The organism is Fibrobacter sp. UWEL, from assembly GCF_900142535.1.
Classification (GTDB): Bacteria; Fibrobacterota; Fibrobacteria; order Fibrobacterales; family Fibrobacteraceae; genus Fibrobacter.
In genome coordinates this window covers 1-16,003 of the sequence record NZ_FRBE01000024.1, presented here as the reverse complement: position 1 = coordinate 16,003, position 16,003 = coordinate 1, and the positions used below count along the sequence as shown (strand labels likewise).

Sequence of the window (16,003 nt, the reverse complement as noted above, 5' to 3'; positions counted from 1 at the left end):
TTTTCATAGTGCATACCTACTAAACAGTTAAAAACCATTATTTAGTAGGTACCTCTTTCCGCACCGAAAAATGTGTATGCATACTAAACACCCCTCGCAAAGGATTTAGTAGGTATGGCGGCGAGTTTGGAAGTTGTAATTTAAGGATTTTCCCCTCCAGTTAGCCGCCCGCAATCAATTTGATGCATACTAAACAGGTCGCCAAGCGCTTTTAGTATGCACCAACCCAAACAAATAAAAAATCGGATACCTACTAACGCGCCCTAAAAAGCCATTTAGTATGCACCCGCCGCCGCAACAACCTGCAACAACCCGAAATCACCTGCACCCGCCGCCGCAACAACCTGCAACAACCAGCAACAATTACCTCTTATTTTTCCACATGGGGTGTAATGAAAATCGCCAGCTCATTTTCTTCTTCCTCCTCAGACACATAGCTAAACAGCCGCCCGATGAGGGGAATGCTCCCGAGGAAAGGTACCGCGGACCTTACCTCGGTTTTATTCTTGCGAATGAGGCCGCCCAGGCATAGGGACTCCCCATCCTTCAGCACCACCACCGTTTTTAAATTGCGGGTGCTGATATCGCGAGGCCCATCCCCCGTCGATCGGCCCGCAGTCTTGATCTCGGGGGACACCTCCAGAGTGATGTTCCCATCCAGAGTGACCGACGGAATCATCTCCAGAGAAATTCCGTCATTGAAGGAGCGGTAATCCGTGATGGGATATCCATCAGCGGATACCTGGCTCACTAAGTAATACACCGTGTTTGTCACATTCAGTTCCGCCTTATTGCCGTTCAATGTGGTAAGGCGCGGTCGGGCCAGAACTTTCCCGCGGTTATTTTCCTCCAGCGACGCCAACTCCACTTCGAAACGGTCCGGCAAAAGCCCCACCTTTCCGAACGCACCCGCCTTAGAAAAATCCGTCCCGAGGAAATCAAAATACCCTCGGGCCCCCACGTCGTATGCCGCAGTCTTCCGCGTCGCCCCGCTGTGAAACCCGATTTCAAAATTGCGTCCCCGCTTCAGCTCGACGATAATGCAGGAGAGCGTTACCTGCAGGGCGGGAACATCCACCAGCCGCAACAACGCCTCCCCCATTTCCAATTCCGCGGGAGTTCCGCCCAACAGAAGCGCATTCTGCTCCCGAACCTCCGTGACGGCAAAGCTCTCGCTGGGCATGAACTTGGCGAAGTATCCCATCGCCTTCTCGCAGTTCACATGCTTCAAGGCCACAAGTCGGGTACCCGACAGCGCCCTGCGGGAACCACCCTCGGACACCAGCAGGGAACCGCCTTCCAGCACGTAGCTGTACCGCCTATCCTTAAAGAGAGCGCTCAACAATTCCTCCAGCGGCACACCCGAAAACTTCAAGTGCACCGCCTCACGGATGTCGCCGTACATACCCAAGTTCAAGCCCGCCGTTTCCGCCAGCGATTGTAACACCGCCCCAAGCTCCCCGCCGTTACATTCCAGCGAGAACAAATCGCCGTCTCGTTCCACACGCACATTGACGCCTTCCCGCGAACCTCCGCGGCTCCCCGCGCCACCTGCCTGCAAAGCGCCCAACGCACCTGCAGCGTCAACACGGAGGCATTCCCCCTCACGCCAGACCCGAAATCCATTGGCTTTCATCAACGCACGAAACGCAGCCTCCGCGTCCATATCCCGCAACTCGCCGGTCACCACCCCTGACAACCCAGGGCTCGCCAGAATGTTCAGCCCCGAATTCAAGGCGAACTCTCGGACAAAATCCCCCACAGGTTTATCCCGAGCGGAGACATTCACCCGCCCATTCTTGATGGAAAAATCATGCACCCCGCGGTCCACGGCCCGCCGGATATGAAACACTCGCCCCTCCTGAACCACGGTCAACCCGTTGGCCCCACATAGGGCAGACACGCCTTCCAGCAAGCCCACACCCTCTAAGTGAAAAGTTACCTTCAGGTTCAACCCCTCATCCACAAGAATCGGCGTGTCATAAGCCAACGAAATCGCCCGCGCCACATCCACAATCGGCGTTTCCACAAAATCCAAGACGATACCCTTCGACGGGTATCCATTCGCCGCAAGCACTGCCAGCAGCACAATAAAAATCTGTTTCAAGAGAGGCCCTAAAACCCGCAAAAGTTCATATAAAAAAACTCTGGGAATAGACAAAAGTCTAAACTGGCAACGCATCTAATTTAGGATGGTCCGCTCAATATAATAACAAGGACCCCGCAAAACAACCCCGCCAGTAATTTTGCAAACAACTGTTGACACGGACGAGGTCATGCCCCTGTAAAATGTATATTGAGTTCCATGAATTCCGCCCTACAGGAAACATTCTTCGCGCTTTTGCGTTTAGCCCTCAGCATCCCTCAGGGCGGGGCGGAAACATCCACATTACAAACAAATTGCGATGAAGCGCAATTTCAAGGTAGCTCGCAATTTCAAGGCATTCAGCGGGATGAATGGCAGGAGTTGTATCGTGAGGCGGCTCGCCAGAGTGTTGTTGGCATCCTGCGGGTAGCCATCGCGAAGCTCCCTACAGAGCAGCAACCTCCCAAAGATATTCTTGATGATTGGACCAGCGAGGCTTTCTACATTCATCAAGACAACCTCCTGATGAATCAGGTCTGCGGGAGAGTCACCCAGATGTTCAGCCAGCGGGGGCTCCACCCTGTCATTTTGAAGGGGCAAGCAAATGCCCATCTCTATCCCGACGTACATTCCCGACAGGCCGGGGATATTGACGTTTTCGTCGAGGGTGGAAAGCGGTCAACCTTACGCACCCTTCGGGAAATGAAACTTCTAGACAAAGCGGATATATACCAGCATCACGTCACGCTGAATTCTTCCCTCTTTGACAATATCACTCTGGAAATTCACTTCAAGTCCATCAGCGGTTGCCCCATCGGGAAAGGCGGCGCCCTGCGGAAATATCTGGATAGGACAGCCCCCGCAGAATCCCGCTGGTACGAGCCCGCGCACTTCAATGAACCATCCATAAAATTCTCGTTGCTCATGCAGCTGGCACATTTGCAGAAACACTTCATCGGGGACGGAATCGGGTTGCGACAGCTGGCGGATTATCACCAGCTATTGCAGCATAGTACGTCACAAACCCGCCAGGAAGTTTCCGCACTGCTGGGCGTTTTCGGCCTTACAAAAACCGCGGGCGCCGTCATGTGGATTATGGAATACACGTTCCATCTGGACAAAGACCGTATGCTCTGCAAGCCCGACGCCTACTGGGGTAAGGAACTGCTGGACGCCGCCATCGAGGGCGGTAACTTCGGGAAGTATAGCCCGATCAAAACCGCTGCACTCCCCCGCTATTGGCTGCACAAACGCAAGAGGTTCCTGCATTTACTGCGCTTCAATCCGTCGGAAGCCCTCTGGCGCGAAATCCGCACCTGGCTGGATTTTTTCCGCTATCTCCCGCGGAGAATCAAGCAGCGCCGCCTCTCCCTGCGAAACACACTTACTTATACTTCGCGACAAGAGAATCCAATCGAGCTGTCAGCTGGGCCGCGCCTCTTTCGTTGAGATGATCGCGATTGACGGCCATATCATCGCTATAGTCATGATCGCCGCCCTTATATTCGTCCATCAGGATAAAATTCTCATATTCCAGCGACAGCCCCGCCAGTTCATTCACGAGGGAGTCCGCCTGACTCCGGCGAGGACCGTACTTGCCGTAGGCTCCTGTCAGCTTATATCCGGGACTCTGCGGGAATATAACGCCAATCACCCGTACGTCATGCGCTTGCGCCATCGCGATGATTCTGCGCAAGGCTTCAAGATTCGTGCGATACAACTCAGGTTTCTTATCCAGCCAAGTACTGTCATAATCCACAGACGGATCCGTCTCCCAGGAACCATCCCCCTCCGCGAAGAACCCGCGGGCGCCCCGGAAGAGATTTCCGTACGACTCAAAGCCCGGCGCCGCCTGTGATTTCTCGTACATTCCCTCGGGATAACCGTCACGCCAGAAACCATGATTTTCGTCATAAACATATCCGGGATAAAGCTCGTACTCACTCAAGAAGAAATTGTCGTAGGAATCCGTCGGATCACGCCACCACATATCAATATCCAGAGACAGAACCACAAACTTTAAATTCTGCACATGGATCAGCACGTAATTTCTGAGCAAGTAATAGGTATCAAAAAGCGAGTTAGGAACATGGGACAAGTTGATGGCCATCAAGCTCGAATCCATCAGCATTGGGTTGACACCATCCAGAGATCTTGAGGAGCCCATCACCACAAGCTTACTTTGTTTGCAGTACTGCCAAAAAACTTCCATCTTGAAGCGAAGCATCATGGCACCTTCGCTGCCACCCGAGACATAATACATCCCGGCGCTATCCCTATCCAATTCTACCGCGACGGCAGTTGTATCCCCTACGCTGCTTGAGGAATTCGCCTCGCCGCTTGAGGAACTTTCCACGCTATCCGACGAAACTTCGACATCACTTGAAGAAGACTCAACGCTACTGGACGACAACTCAACTTCACTAGACGAAGACTCGACTTCACTGGATGACGATTCAACACTACTTGAAGAAGATTCCACAGCGGTTGTATCTCCAAGCCATGTGGCGTCGGGGATCGCACCAAACGCAACTCGAAACCCTACGTAATCTGCATATGTCGAAGACGTAACCGTATAAATATCCGTGCGGCTAGTCAAGCTCATGGCCGCAGGTCTATTCCGGTAATTTCCGCCCTTCAGAATACGCTCTCCAAAGCCGATGGCTTCCGCAGGTCCCACGAAGTTTACCACCGTAGTGTCAGAGAGTTTATGGGACCAGTCGTTCACCCATTCAGCCACATTCCCCGCCATATCGCAAAGCCCGGCGGCATCAACATCCCCACGCGAACCCGAGGCTTCCTTACGCAAGGCAGAAGCGTCCTTACGCAAACCAGACGCACTAGCATAAGAGCAAACTTCATGAGCTTCATAATCTGAGTTATCAGCGTTCCATGATTTCTGCGGATCAAAATAATCACTAGCGGCAAAGACCCACTCGGCCTCCGTGGGCAATCGATATCCCTCGACCGTCAGATGGAATCGGAAATTTTCCAGCCCCAGCGCATGGCCCGCCCCGTCGCGGAATACGCCGCTGTAGGTGTAAACCGTGTCAAAGCCTTCCTGCAGGCTCAATTCATTGGCATACAGCACCGCGTCATAAAACGTCATGCCAGTCGCAGGGAGTTCACCGCAATCCAGCCCAAATTCAGCGCAGGTCACTTCGTGCCGACCCACATAAAAATTGTAGGTGAATTCCGCCGTCACGTTGGAAGCAAGTTGCGCGCTCTTCCCGCGGGCTTTCATCAGCACCATCTGCTCCGGCAAATTCTTGCCGTCATCAGGTGCGACGCTATCCCCATCATCATGGGAACATCCCGCCAACGCAATCAACGCAATAAAGCCAAGGAATAAAAAATTCATCGAACTCGGCCCTTCACGTCGAAGGTGCGGCCCTTCAGGATTTGCTTAATGCGGGAAAGGGCAGCCTTGCGAATCCCATCCGGATCCACGGGAGTTTCCGTCTTCAAATCCGCGGGCTTGATAATACGCCACTTCTGGTTCCATTCCCAGGAATCATTCCAGTCCTGCACAACGCGAGTCCCGTCGGATGTGGAGCGCAGATAATGTCCGCTGTGGAGCATCTTCAGGCGGTACTGATTGCTAAACTGATTTTCGAAAACCACCTTCTGGTGGTTCTTTCCATTCCAGCTGTAAACGCCTACGGTGGTGCCCGCGTCAGTGGTTTCGTTGGGCATTTCCAGGGTCATTTCGCCAAAGTCCACTCGGAAGGTGTTGCCGCTGGTTTGCGTCATCACCGCCAAGGCGCCCGGGTCATTGCAATCGCCAAGATACATGCGCTTGTCATCGCCGGGTAGCATGCAGGTTCCGAAGGCTTCGTTCTGCAAAAGCACGGTGTCGGGCTTCACAGGCTTCGCCTGCCAAACGCGAATCCAGTCTGCCTCAAAATACGCCGGGTTGTCCGCAGTCACTTCAATGTCATCGCCGGCCCACCCGCCAATAGCAAGGTTCACAATAATGTATTGGGCCGTCAGCTGTTTCAGTTCCGTGGGGCGATTATAGCTGGCGAATTTCTTGTCGTCGAAATAAAAATTCAGGTTGTTCTGATCCCACTCCACCGCGTACGTGTGGAAGTCTGCGGAGCGGTCCACGTCATCATCCTTATGCCCACCGAAGGACGCCTCGTGATCCCAGGCGGAACCGTGGGAATTGTACCAGTCGGTTGTGGTGTAATGCAAATAGTAATGATGTTGCTTTCGGGATGCAGGAATTTCCAGAATGTCGATTTCGGGAGGCCAGCCGTCCTGTAGGGTCCAGAACGCGGGCCATGTGCCCTTGTGTTTCGGGGCCTTGAAGCGCCCCTCGATGTAGCCGTACTTCACCTCGAAATGGCCGCGGGTGTCAATGGCGGCGCTGGTGTAATCTACAGGAATTTCCTTCCCGCTGAATTTTGCGGTGGCGGGCGCATCGGGATGTTTCTTGGCCTCGCCCTTCAGCTTCAGCAGGCCATCTGCCACAATCACGTTGGCCGCATCGCAGTAAGCCCGATGGTTATGCGTGTGCCCCCAGTTGTACGTCGGATTCCACTTGCTCGTGTCCAGCGAAGTCCCGTCGAAATTATCCTCGAAAACAAGATCCCACCCGCCGAAATTCGCCGGCGGATCCGCCCATGCAATATTCGCGACGCAAGCGATGCCCGCGACGAACAAACCCGCGCCACGCTTCAAACCCGCGCCCAGCTTCGCCGCCTCACGCAGCTTCGCCGACGCAAACCCGAAAAAATCACCCTTCATAAGAACCTCACCGGACTCATCCCGCGATTAAATTCATCCCACCGCCTTAAAGATATATTCTTGCGACCCATTTTCGCAAATCCGCGCAGCCATTTGGGCTAATCCGCGCGGCCAAGCCACCGTTTTAATGGTCATTCCGCCGATTTTCAAGTGGCATTTTCGTAAAATCGTAGTGCAAAAGGGTATTTTTCAAGCAATCCGCACTACAATTTTTGAACAAAATAATACAATTTTCACACCCACGCCCCCCAAAGCTAGTGCAAAACATCGCCATTCCCCGAATTCGCACTAACTCGGCCACTAAATCCACCCCAAAACCGGCCTTTTTCTACATACAAACTAAAAATCCTAGTGCAAATCGGCGCCATTTCCCCCATTTGCACTAGCAAATCGCCAAAACGCCCCCTCGCGACGCACCTGAGCCCCCTGCGGCACCCCCCCCGGCAATACAAAACGCCCCCCGCGGCACCCCTCGGCCACCGCGGCCCCACTCCTTTTTCTATCTTTCCGCCCATAAAAATTTATAGGGATAATAACACCATGGAATCTCGTTATAATTCTTCTGAAGTGGAAGCCCGCTGGCACCAGACCTGGGCTGACAAAAATAGTTTTGCACCTAGCGGTAAGGGCGAACCGTTCTCTGTCGTCATTCCGCCTCCTAACGTAACTGGCGCCCTGCACTTGGGCCACGCTCTCAACGACACCCTCCAGGATATCCTCGTCCGTTACCGCCGTAAGACCGGCCGCGACACTTTGTGGATCCCGGGCACCGACCACGCTGGCATCGCAACTCAGGCTGTGGTTGAAAAGCGCCTGTTCCAGGACGAACACAAGACCCGTCACGACATTGGCCGCGACGCTCTGGTGGAACGCATCTGGAAATGGAAGGAAGAATACGAAGCTCGCATCACCAAGCAGCTGAAGAGCCTTGGCGTGAGCTGCGACTGGAGCCGTCAGCGCTTCACTCTGGACCCCATCTGTGCAAAGGCTGTGCGTCACGCCTTCTTCAACCTGTTCAAGAAGGGTCTGATCTACCGCGGCAAGCGCCTGGTGAACTGGGATACCAAGCTCCAGACTGCAGTTGCAGATGACGAAATCTACTACGAACACGTGAAGGGCCACTTCTGGACCTTCAAGTATCCTTTGGCCGACGGTTCGGGCTTTATTCCCGTTTCTACTACCCGTCCCGAAACCATCATGGGCGATACCGCTCTTGCCGTGCACCCCAGCGACGAACGCTATGCACAGTTCATCGGCAAGACTCTGAAGGTTCCTTTCGTCGACCGTGAAATCCCCGTCATTGCCGACGCCATTCTCGTGGACAAGGACTTCGGTACCGGTTCCGTGAAGGTGACCCCGGCTCATGACCCCAACGACTATGCAACTGGTCTCCGTCACAAGCTCCCCATGATCAACATCATGAACGACGACGGCACCCTCAATGAAAACGCAGGCAAGTTCCAGGGCATGAAGGGCCAGGCTGCTCGCGACGCCGTTGTTGCCGGCCTCGAAGAACTGGGCCTCCTCATTAAGGTGGAAGACCACGAAATGGACGTGGGCCATTCTGACCGTTCCAAGACCGTTATTGAACCGTACCTCAGCGACCAGTGGTTCGTGAAGATGGACGTTCTTGCCGAAAACGCAATGAACGCTGTGAAGTCCGGCGAAATCAAGATTATTCCGGAACGCTACGCCAACAAGTACTTGGATTGGCTTGGCGAAAAGCGCGACTGGTGCATTAGCCGCCAGCTCTGGTGGGGCCACCGCATTCCTATCTGGCACACCGACGCTACCGAAGAAGAACTGAAGGCCGTGTTCGGCAACCGCGAAGACATCTTCTTCTACAAGGCCGAAAACGGCGGCTACCTGGTTTGCTCTCAGGAAGAAAACCTGAAGGAAGATGCAGTTCCGGGCCACGTTCTCAAGCAGGAAGACGACGTTCTGGATACCTGGTTCTCCAGTGGTCTTTGGCCCCACTCTACCATGGGTTGGCCCGAAAACACCGACACTCTTAAGAAGTACTACCCCACTTCCGTGCTGGTGACCAGCCGCGACATCATCACCCTCTGGGTGGCTCGCATGGTGCTGTTCAGCCAGGAAAACATGGGTACTATCCCGTTCCATACTGTTTACATCCACCCGAAGATTTTGGACGGCAATGGCATGACCATGAGTAAGTCCAAGGGTAACGGCGTGGACCCCATGGACATCGAACGTAAGTACGGCACCGACGCTCTGCGTTTCGTGATGGCTAGCCTCTGCACCGACAACCAAGACGTTCGTCTGCCGGTGAAGAAGGAAAAGCAGGAAGACGGTACCGAAATCAACACTTCTGAAAAGTTCGAAATCGGTCGTAACTTCTCCAACAAGATCTGGAACGCATGCCGCTTCCTTTATCCGCAGCTGGAACAGGCTGGCGCTCTCACCGCAGAGCTCCCCATGGACAAGGCACTCTTCACTCTCGAAGACAAGTGGATCCTTTCCCGCCTGCAGACCACCATCAAGGATGCAACCCGCATGCTGGAAGAATACCACTTCGCAGAACTTGCCGGTTTCCTCTACCGCTTCGTGTGGGATGACGTTTGCAGCCAGTACCTGGAAATCAAGAAGGCAGTGATCAACCGCGAAACTCTCGACGCCGAAAAGAAGAACGCCATGGCAATCCTCAGCTACGTGCTGAAGAACGTCCTTGACCTTCTCCACCCGGTAATGCCCTTCATTACCGAAGAGCTGAACAGCATCCTGTTCCAGGGTTCCGAAATGGTGATTAGCCGCCCCTGGCCCACCGCCGATGAATCTCTCATCAACAAGGACATCGAAGCCGCCTTCGACCAGGCATTCGCCGTGGTGGAAGCAGTCCGTGGAGTCCGTGGCCGCTACAGCGTTTCTCCGGCTACCAAGCTGAAGGCTGTCGTGAGCGTTGATGACGCAGCTACCGAAGCTTCCGTGAATGCATGCCTCGCCATCATTACCGAACTGGGTGGCATCGAAAGCATTACCGTTGGCGTCAAGGCAGACAAGCCCAAGTTCAGCGCATCCGCCGTTGTTCCTGGTGGCGAACTCTTCATTCCGCTGGAAGGTATCCTTGACCCGGCTGCAGAAATTGCACGCCTCGAAAAGGAAATCGAAAAGGCCAAGAGCTTCGCAGCAAGCATCGAAAAGAAACTCTCCAACGAGAAGTTCGTTTCTGGCGCTCCCGAAGCAGTCGTGAACGCTGAACGCACCAAGCTTGCGACCCAGCTGGATATCGTAGCCAAGAATGAAAAGGCACTCGAAGAACTGAAGTAACCCTTCAATTCGTCATCCCCGGCTTGACCGGGGATCTAGCAGTCCAACATTCAAAAAGAGGACGTCCATCAGGACGTCCTCTTTTTTGATCTCTCGACAAGCTCGAGATGACTTATTGTTTCAGCAGTAACTTGTTGTTTTCCATAATTCCGTCGTTGTCAAACTTGACGGTGGGATTCTTGCCGGACTTGTACGCTTCTTCGTTTTCGTAGATGGATAGAGCTACGGTCACTCCCGGCTGGGCAGCAACATCGGCAACACCACCGGCAATCTTATTGGTAAAGGAGAATTCCTTTACATCTTCATCCTTGAAAGTTCCCTTAGGAATGTAGACGGTCTTGCCCAGCTGTTCCAAAACAACCCCTGCGGAATCCACCAGCTCCGCCACTATATAAACGTCAAAGAAGCAAGGCGCCAGGCCCGTATTCTTCACCGTAATATTCAACGTAGTCGAGCCCCCGGCGACATCACCCGATGCATCCGAGCCAGCGGCGACATCCGATGCATTTCCGACAACAACAAGTTCAGCCTTAGAGATGGAGAAATTATAGCCCAGCACCTTGCTCAAGGAATCCGCATCTTCCTTATTATCCAAATAGAATTGATATCCCGCATAGTTATCCTGGTCCAGAACATAGTAGGTCATGTGAGACTTGTAGACAACTTCCTTCCAGCGATCCACAGTCCATTTCAAATAACCGCCAGGGATGACGTTATCATAAGTCAGCATGATTTCGTAGGTGCTGATGTTCTCGCCAATAGTAGGCAGGCCCGCCTTATAGGCAATAGCCAGGGAATCTTCTCGCCAGGGCGTCCCAATTAAGCCATCATCACGCTTCGCAATGCCAAGTTCCATAGCTCGTTCAAAGGGTTCGCCCTTTCCATCGGAAGGCAACACCAGCAACGTTTTCTTGAACAGGGAAGCGTAGTATTCCAGCATATCGATCTGCACAGAATCCGAGGGCATCTGACTGCCATCAAAATGAGAAATGTGCCATTCGCCCCAGTTGCCAAATGCGCGGACGTCAATATATTCCAGGCGAGGGTCACCATCATACTTCGCCGCCAGAGCAGCCGCAAAATCCTTCGCCGCATGGATGTAAATAGGATCATCCCAGCGAGGCACCGCCAAAGTATACTCCACTCCCCCATCCGTCATTTTAGCGTAATCCTTTTTGGCGCCAGCCTCATAAACAAAAGACGGTGTCCAGTCGTAATCCGATTCCACTGTGTACTTATTCTTGCGGCCCATAGGCGACGCATAAGGGAACACGCGCAGGCCATAGCCCAAGCCATGCTCCGCATGGGCATTCAGCAACTTTTCAAAATCAGTCCAGTCGTAAACGCCCTTCGCCGGGTTCAACTTATTCCAACGCTGGTAACCACAGCCATGGGAAACCACATCCCAAGCCTTATTGTTCTTGGCCCCCGTAGGAGCGTAATCCCATTCTTCCGAAAACGCCCAGGTACCCTCAATAGTGACGCAGAAACCCTTGTGGGGATTGGTAAAGGGTCCTTTAAATGCTTTTAGAGAATAAGAAACCTTTGTCGTATCAGTATTTACAACAGAATCCAATGCTGGATTTGCACTTGAGGATGAGGGCGGCGTATAACCACACTCGGGAACCTCGGCGAGACAAACAGGAAGAGAACTGCTAGCAGGAATCGTTTCCTCAGAAGAAGAAATCAGCACCTCCGAAGAGGAGCTCTCTGCTTCAGAAGAATTCAATGTATCGTCGCCACAGCCACAAATCATCGTGGCTACAGCAACCAACATGCCCCATAAAGAAAACTTCTTCATTTTACATCCTTATTCAAAACCCAGCAACGTCAAACCATCATCCATTACAGGCTTAATGCTTATTGAAATAATCAACGATATTCATCGGAGTATGTTCAGACTCAATAACGCCTTTTCGAATCCTCTCATTTTGAACCATTATGCAAGAGCCTTTTTAAGGAGTTCCTCTTCATGGCGTCTTTCTTCGTTGGATTCTATTACGGCCTTAATTTCGGATTCATCCTTTTTCAGGGCTTTCATCATATCTTCCAATCTAATAGGAATTGAGGATCCGTGAGGATTCTTCCATTCAGGGAGGGCGTGCATATAGTTATTGATAAGATCCCAAACATCACGTTTCCCAAATTCCTCAACTACACTTTCAATCACTTTCATTTCAGCTCTAGAAAGCATACGTTCATTCACTAACGTATTTTCAGAGGCTACATTAATATTATAGCCCGTCGTCGCGAAACACTTGTCCCATGCATCTTGAAGATTCGGAGCGCATTCTCCATGGATAAGGTTTAAAAGCCTAGAAAGAACAGGTCCCTGATCCATCGATACGAAACTGTCATTTGAAATCGTTTCGTCATACAAATCCAGGAACTTACGGTCCGAAAGGTACATCAATTTGATGAGCATAATATACTGAAGGGAGTCAGAGCCCATCACCCTCATTACATAGGCTGCGAAGCCAATTAATTTGTTAATATCAAAGGACATAGAGACCTCCCTCTTTGCTCTATTTCCAAATATATAAATACTCACGTTATTAGGCGATTTCTAATCGCTAACGCATAATGTTGAACTTTTTCAAAAGATACTCATTTGGTGTTAGGTAGTCAAGCCTTTTTCTTGGTCTATTGTTCAGATTGTTCTCGATCCATCGGATATAGCGTTCATCGACATCTTCAATCTGATTATTCCGGAGCGGCGGAGCCGCCAGTCCGGAGAAGTGAGAGCCACTAGTCCGGTCTGACGGAGCCACCTGTTTTAGGGTTATTGTGCTTCAGAAGGGTTCAACCCATACACTTCTCGCATGGATTTGTCAACGGACTTGTCGACGTACTCGATGTTTATCTTGTAGGAGTCGAAGGATATCCGGTCCATTATAGCATCCGCAAGCGTACTTTCACCTTCGCATATCTGGTCATACCAGTCCTTCTCCTCGAACTGCGAACAGAATATGGTCGAAGACTTCCTGCGTCTCTTGTGGATTACCTCCAGGAGCAACCTAGCCTCGTTTTCCCGCAACTTGAACAGGAGCCATTCATCGATGATTAGGAGCGTGGGCTTGGTGTATTTCTGCAGGGCGTTTTCAAGCGTATGCCGATCCTCCGCGGCCGACAGGTCTATCAGAAGGTCGGGCAACCTAGTGAACTTTACGGAATAGAACCGCTTGCAGGCCTCCATCCCGAAGGCACATGCGAGATATGTCTTCCCGCTGCCTGTTGCTCCAGTGATGAAGATGTTCCTGTACTGGGATATGTATTCACAGCTGGCCAGTTTCTGGATGAGTGCCTTGTTCAGCTTGCGTCCGGAGTGATAGTCCAGCGCGGCTATGCTGGCGTCATTCTGTTCCAGTTCGGCTCTCTTTACCAGGCGCTCCAGGGCGTGGCTCTTGCGGCTGGCGTATTCGGCATCGACCAGCATGCCGAAGCGCTCCTCGAAGGGGATTCCCGCCATGTTCGGGTCCTTTTGCTGGTTGACGAACATGTCCGACATGGTGGTCATGCGCATCTCTATCAACTTGTCGATTGTACTGCTATTGTTCACTTGTTTCCTCCGTAGTTTCTCGCTCCGCGGGTGATTCCTCGACGAGACTCTTTTTCCCCGTCAGGTTTTGCCTGCTGCCTGTCACTTCCGCCCAGCAGCAGATCCCGGATATTCTTGTAGCTTGGTCTGCTTGTGTATCGTAGAACCCTCTCACAGGCCCACTCAAGCATGGCGTTGCCGTGACGCTTGCCCAGTTTCAGTACCCCCATGCAGGATCTGTAGGACTGCTGTTCAGCGTAGCTTCCCGACAGCAGGGCGTTTATCACGGCGGCTGTATTTTCACCCACCCCGGTGGCCCAGCGGCGGAACCGTTCTCCGTCCCATTCCAGGTATCCCTGGTGGCTGTCTGGCATATGGGATTTTACCGTGGAGTATTGGCTCGGCCTTCCGTGAAGCCTTGCGTGGCTGGCGATTCGTTCATGCTCGTAATACACCTCCACCGTGGAGTCGGTCAACCGTGACTCCACCTGCTTTTTTATATACTGATAGGGGACGGAGTAGTACATGCCATCCAGGACGATGTGGTAGTTGAACTGGACGGTGGATGTCTTCCATTCCGCAACCTCGAAGGGTGTGGCGGGCAGGGGCCTTAGCTGCGGACGCTCCTCGTTCTCGAAGATCTCCTGCCTGCTGCATTCCTTCTTCTGGAAGGGTCTCGCATTGAACTGGTCAAGACGGTTCCTTATGGCAGCATTGAGTTCCGCAAGCGAGAAGAACTCCTCGTTACGGAGGGCTGCTGTTATCCATGAGGATATCTTGCCCACGTTCCCCTCTACGCTGGCCTTGTCCTTCGGGTGTCTCACCCTTGCCGGGACTACCGCTGTGCCATAGTGTTCCGCCATCTCGCCATAGGTCCGGTTCAGAGCGGCCGTGTACCAGTCGCTTCGCGCGTGATTCACTGCCGTAGTGCAGTTGTCAGGAACGAGCATCGTCGTTACTCCTCCGAAGAACTCGTACATGTGCACATGCGCCCTGATCCAGTTTCTGGTCTTTTCGTCAAGGAACGCCTCCACGTAGGTGTACTGGCTGTACGGAAGCGTGGCGACGAACAGGTAGGCGTTCAGGAGTTCTCCGGTGTCGGGGTCTATTATGTGGGCCGGATCGCCCGCCCAGTCCACTTCCACCATTTCTGCTGGACGGCGAGGGATGTGCATGGTTGCCCTGCGTTTTTGTTCCTCCTGCTGGATGTAGTAACAGAACTGGGAATACATCAGCGGTTCCCGGTTGCATAGCCTGCAGCTCTCGCAGTATTCCGTCCACAGGAGTTTCTTGGTGACCCCGTTGCGCATCAGCTCCTTGCGGATATATTCGAAGTCTATGGTATGGGCTGGCTCCGACGTTTTCCGATTCGGGAAGAGACGATTCTCTATCGTCGCGTCGTCCATCTGTTCGGCCGTTTTCCAGTCAATATTGTTCGCCGAAGCTGCCTGGGCGACGCGCTTCACCGTATTGCGGGATACCCCCGCATTCCTTGCGATATTTCGCTCGCTGAAGCCTAGATGCTTCAGCCGGAGTATTTCGCGATATTTGGTCATGAGACCTCCATGTAAAAAGTCCGCGACATTCATTGTCGTGGACATTCGCATTATAGAGTTTTCATGACATTTTGTGGATGGCTCTCAGCCTCCGGAAGGGTGGCTCCGTATTTTCCGGAATAGCGGCTCTCAAGTACCGGACTGGTGGCTCAAAGTATGCCGGAATAATCATTCAATCTTTGCACCCTTTGGAATAAATTGGCGAATCAGCCCGTTCATATTTTCATTCGCACCTCGCTCCCATGAATGATATGGATGCGCAAAATAGTACTTGATGCCAAGGGCCTTCGCCACGATTACGTGGTCCGCAAACTCCCTTCCGTTATCTGAAGTTATCGTCTTAAGCAACCCCTTGTACGGGAGAAGGGTTTCCACGATGGCAGCTGCAACCTCGTCAGAATTCTTGCTTCCGATTTTTCTAATCCAGCTTTGGTTCGTTGCCCTGTCGTTTATGGTGAGCAGCTTTCCCTTGTGATCCTTACCGATGACAAGGTCTACCTCAAGGTCACCGAAACGTTCCTTTTTATCAACGATCGCAGGTCGCTTGTCAATAGATACTAGGCCGACAATCCTTCCTCTGTAGTCGTTCTTACGACCCCTGGATGCGTATTTCTTGTTCTTGTGCCTTAGGCATTTGTAGAGGTCTCCGCCATGCCGCTTGTCCTCCCAGATGTGACGGTAGATGAGCTCCTCGCAAGGACATTTCAGGCCCATAAGCCTGCATCTCCAGCGAACCTGCTGTGGACTCATGAAACTACGGATACTTGCGTCAACAATTCTCCA

The 16,003-nt window shown here is 52.5% G+C and carries 10 protein-coding genes; 2 read left to right on the top strand and 8 right to left on the bottom strand.

What is annotated here, in order from left to right; genetic code table 11:
* Window positions 1-370: 370 nt before the first annotated feature.
* Entirely contained in the window at window positions 371-2,107 is a 1,737-nt protein-coding gene (locus BUB59_RS12815) for a type II secretion system protein GspD (RefSeq protein WP_234980053.1), read from the bottom strand.
* 198 nt (window positions 2,108-2,305) lie between these two features.
* On the opposite strand from BUB59_RS12815, the gene BUB59_RS12810 reads away from it, so the two are divergent.
* Window positions 2,306-3,535 (top strand): nucleotidyltransferase family protein, encoded by a 1,230-nt coding sequence (locus tag BUB59_RS12810; protein WP_073230604.1) that lies wholly within the window; start codon window positions 2,306-2,308, stop codon window positions 3,533-3,535.
* Here the strand turns inward: BUB59_RS12810 and BUB59_RS12805 are convergent.
* Together BUB59_RS12805 and BUB59_RS12800 are read right to left on the bottom strand one after the other, a co-directional pair.
* Entirely contained in the window at window positions 3,471-5,447 is a 1,977-nt protein-coding gene (locus BUB59_RS12805) for an SUMF1/EgtB/PvdO family nonheme iron enzyme (RefSeq protein WP_073230601.1), read from the bottom strand. The two genes, BUB59_RS12810 and BUB59_RS12805, sit on opposite strands and share 65 nt — an antisense overlap.
* Entirely contained in the window at window positions 5,444-6,838 is a 1,395-nt protein-coding gene (locus tag BUB59_RS12800) for a family 16 glycosylhydrolase (RefSeq protein WP_083540333.1), read from the bottom strand. The genes BUB59_RS12805 and BUB59_RS12800 overlap by 4 nt, the downstream gene beginning before the upstream one ends.
* Before the next feature lie 540 nt (window positions 6,839-7,378).
* Between BUB59_RS12800 and BUB59_RS12795 the strand changes: the two genes are divergently transcribed.
* The gene (locus BUB59_RS12795; RefSeq protein ID WP_073230599.1) at window positions 7,379-10,126 is read left to right on the top strand and encodes a valine--tRNA ligase; all 2,748 of its coding nucleotides are present in this window, start codon (window positions 7,379-7,381) and stop codon (window positions 10,124-10,126) included.
* 112 nt (window positions 10,127-10,238) lie between these two features.
* Here the strand turns inward: BUB59_RS12795 and BUB59_RS12790 are convergent, their stop codons facing one another.
* The 5 genes from BUB59_RS12790 to BUB59_RS12770 all read right to left on the bottom strand — a co-directional run.
* A complete protein-coding gene (locus tag BUB59_RS12790) occupies window positions 10,239-11,927 on the bottom strand; it encodes a hypothetical protein (protein WP_073230597.1) in 1,689 nt (562 codons plus the stop codon).
* A 138-nt stretch (window positions 11,928-12,065) separates the two neighbouring features.
* Window positions 12,066-12,632, bottom strand: coding sequence for a Panacea domain-containing protein (locus BUB59_RS12785; RefSeq protein WP_073230594.1), 567 nt, complete (start codon window positions 12,630-12,632; stop codon window positions 12,066-12,068).
* Window positions 12,633-12,908: 276 nt separating this feature from the next.
* On the bottom strand, window positions 12,909-13,685 hold the full coding sequence (istB, locus tag BUB59_RS12780) for an IS21-like element helper ATPase IstB (protein ID WP_073230592.1): 777 nt from the start codon (window positions 13,683-13,685) through the stop codon (window positions 12,909-12,911).
* Complete coding sequence (gene istA, locus BUB59_RS12775) at window positions 13,682-15,220, bottom strand: IS21 family transposase (protein ID WP_073230657.1); 1,539 nt, start codon at window positions 15,218-15,220, stop codon at window positions 13,682-13,684. The genes istB and istA overlap by 4 nt, the downstream gene beginning before the upstream one ends.
* A 168-nt stretch (window positions 15,221-15,388) precedes the next feature.
* Window positions 15,389-16,003: IS30 family transposase (locus BUB59_RS12770; protein WP_143160393.1), on the bottom strand; the 615-nt coding region annotated here is incomplete at its 5' end.

Excerpts from the sequence above, each read along its gene's own strand:
- BUB59_RS12800 (WP_083540333.1), bottom strand. The coding sequence starts at position 6,838 with ATGAAGGGTGATTTTTTCGGGTTTGCGTCGGCGAAGCTGCGTGAGGCG.
- istA (WP_073230657.1), bottom strand. The coding sequence starts at position 15,220 with ATGACCAAATATCGCGAAATACTCCGGCTGAAGCATCTAGGCTTCAGC.
- BUB59_RS12790 (WP_073230597.1), bottom strand. The coding sequence starts at position 11,927 with ATGAAGAAGTTTTCTTTATGGGGCATGTTGGTTGCTGTAGCCACGATG.
- BUB59_RS12795 (WP_073230599.1), top strand. The coding sequence starts at position 7,379 with ATGGAATCTCGTTATAATTCTTCTGAAGTGGAAGCCCGCTGGCACCAG.
- BUB59_RS12805 (WP_073230601.1), bottom strand. The coding sequence starts at position 5,447 with ATGAATTTTTTATTCCTTGGCTTTATTGCGTTGATTGCGTTGGCGGGA.
- BUB59_RS12785 (WP_073230594.1), bottom strand. The coding sequence starts at position 12,632 with ATGTCCTTTGATATTAACAAATTAATTGGCTTCGCAGCCTATGTAATG.
- BUB59_RS12810 (WP_073230604.1), top strand. The coding sequence starts at position 2,306 with ATGAATTCCGCCCTACAGGAAACATTCTTCGCGCTTTTGCGTTTAGCC.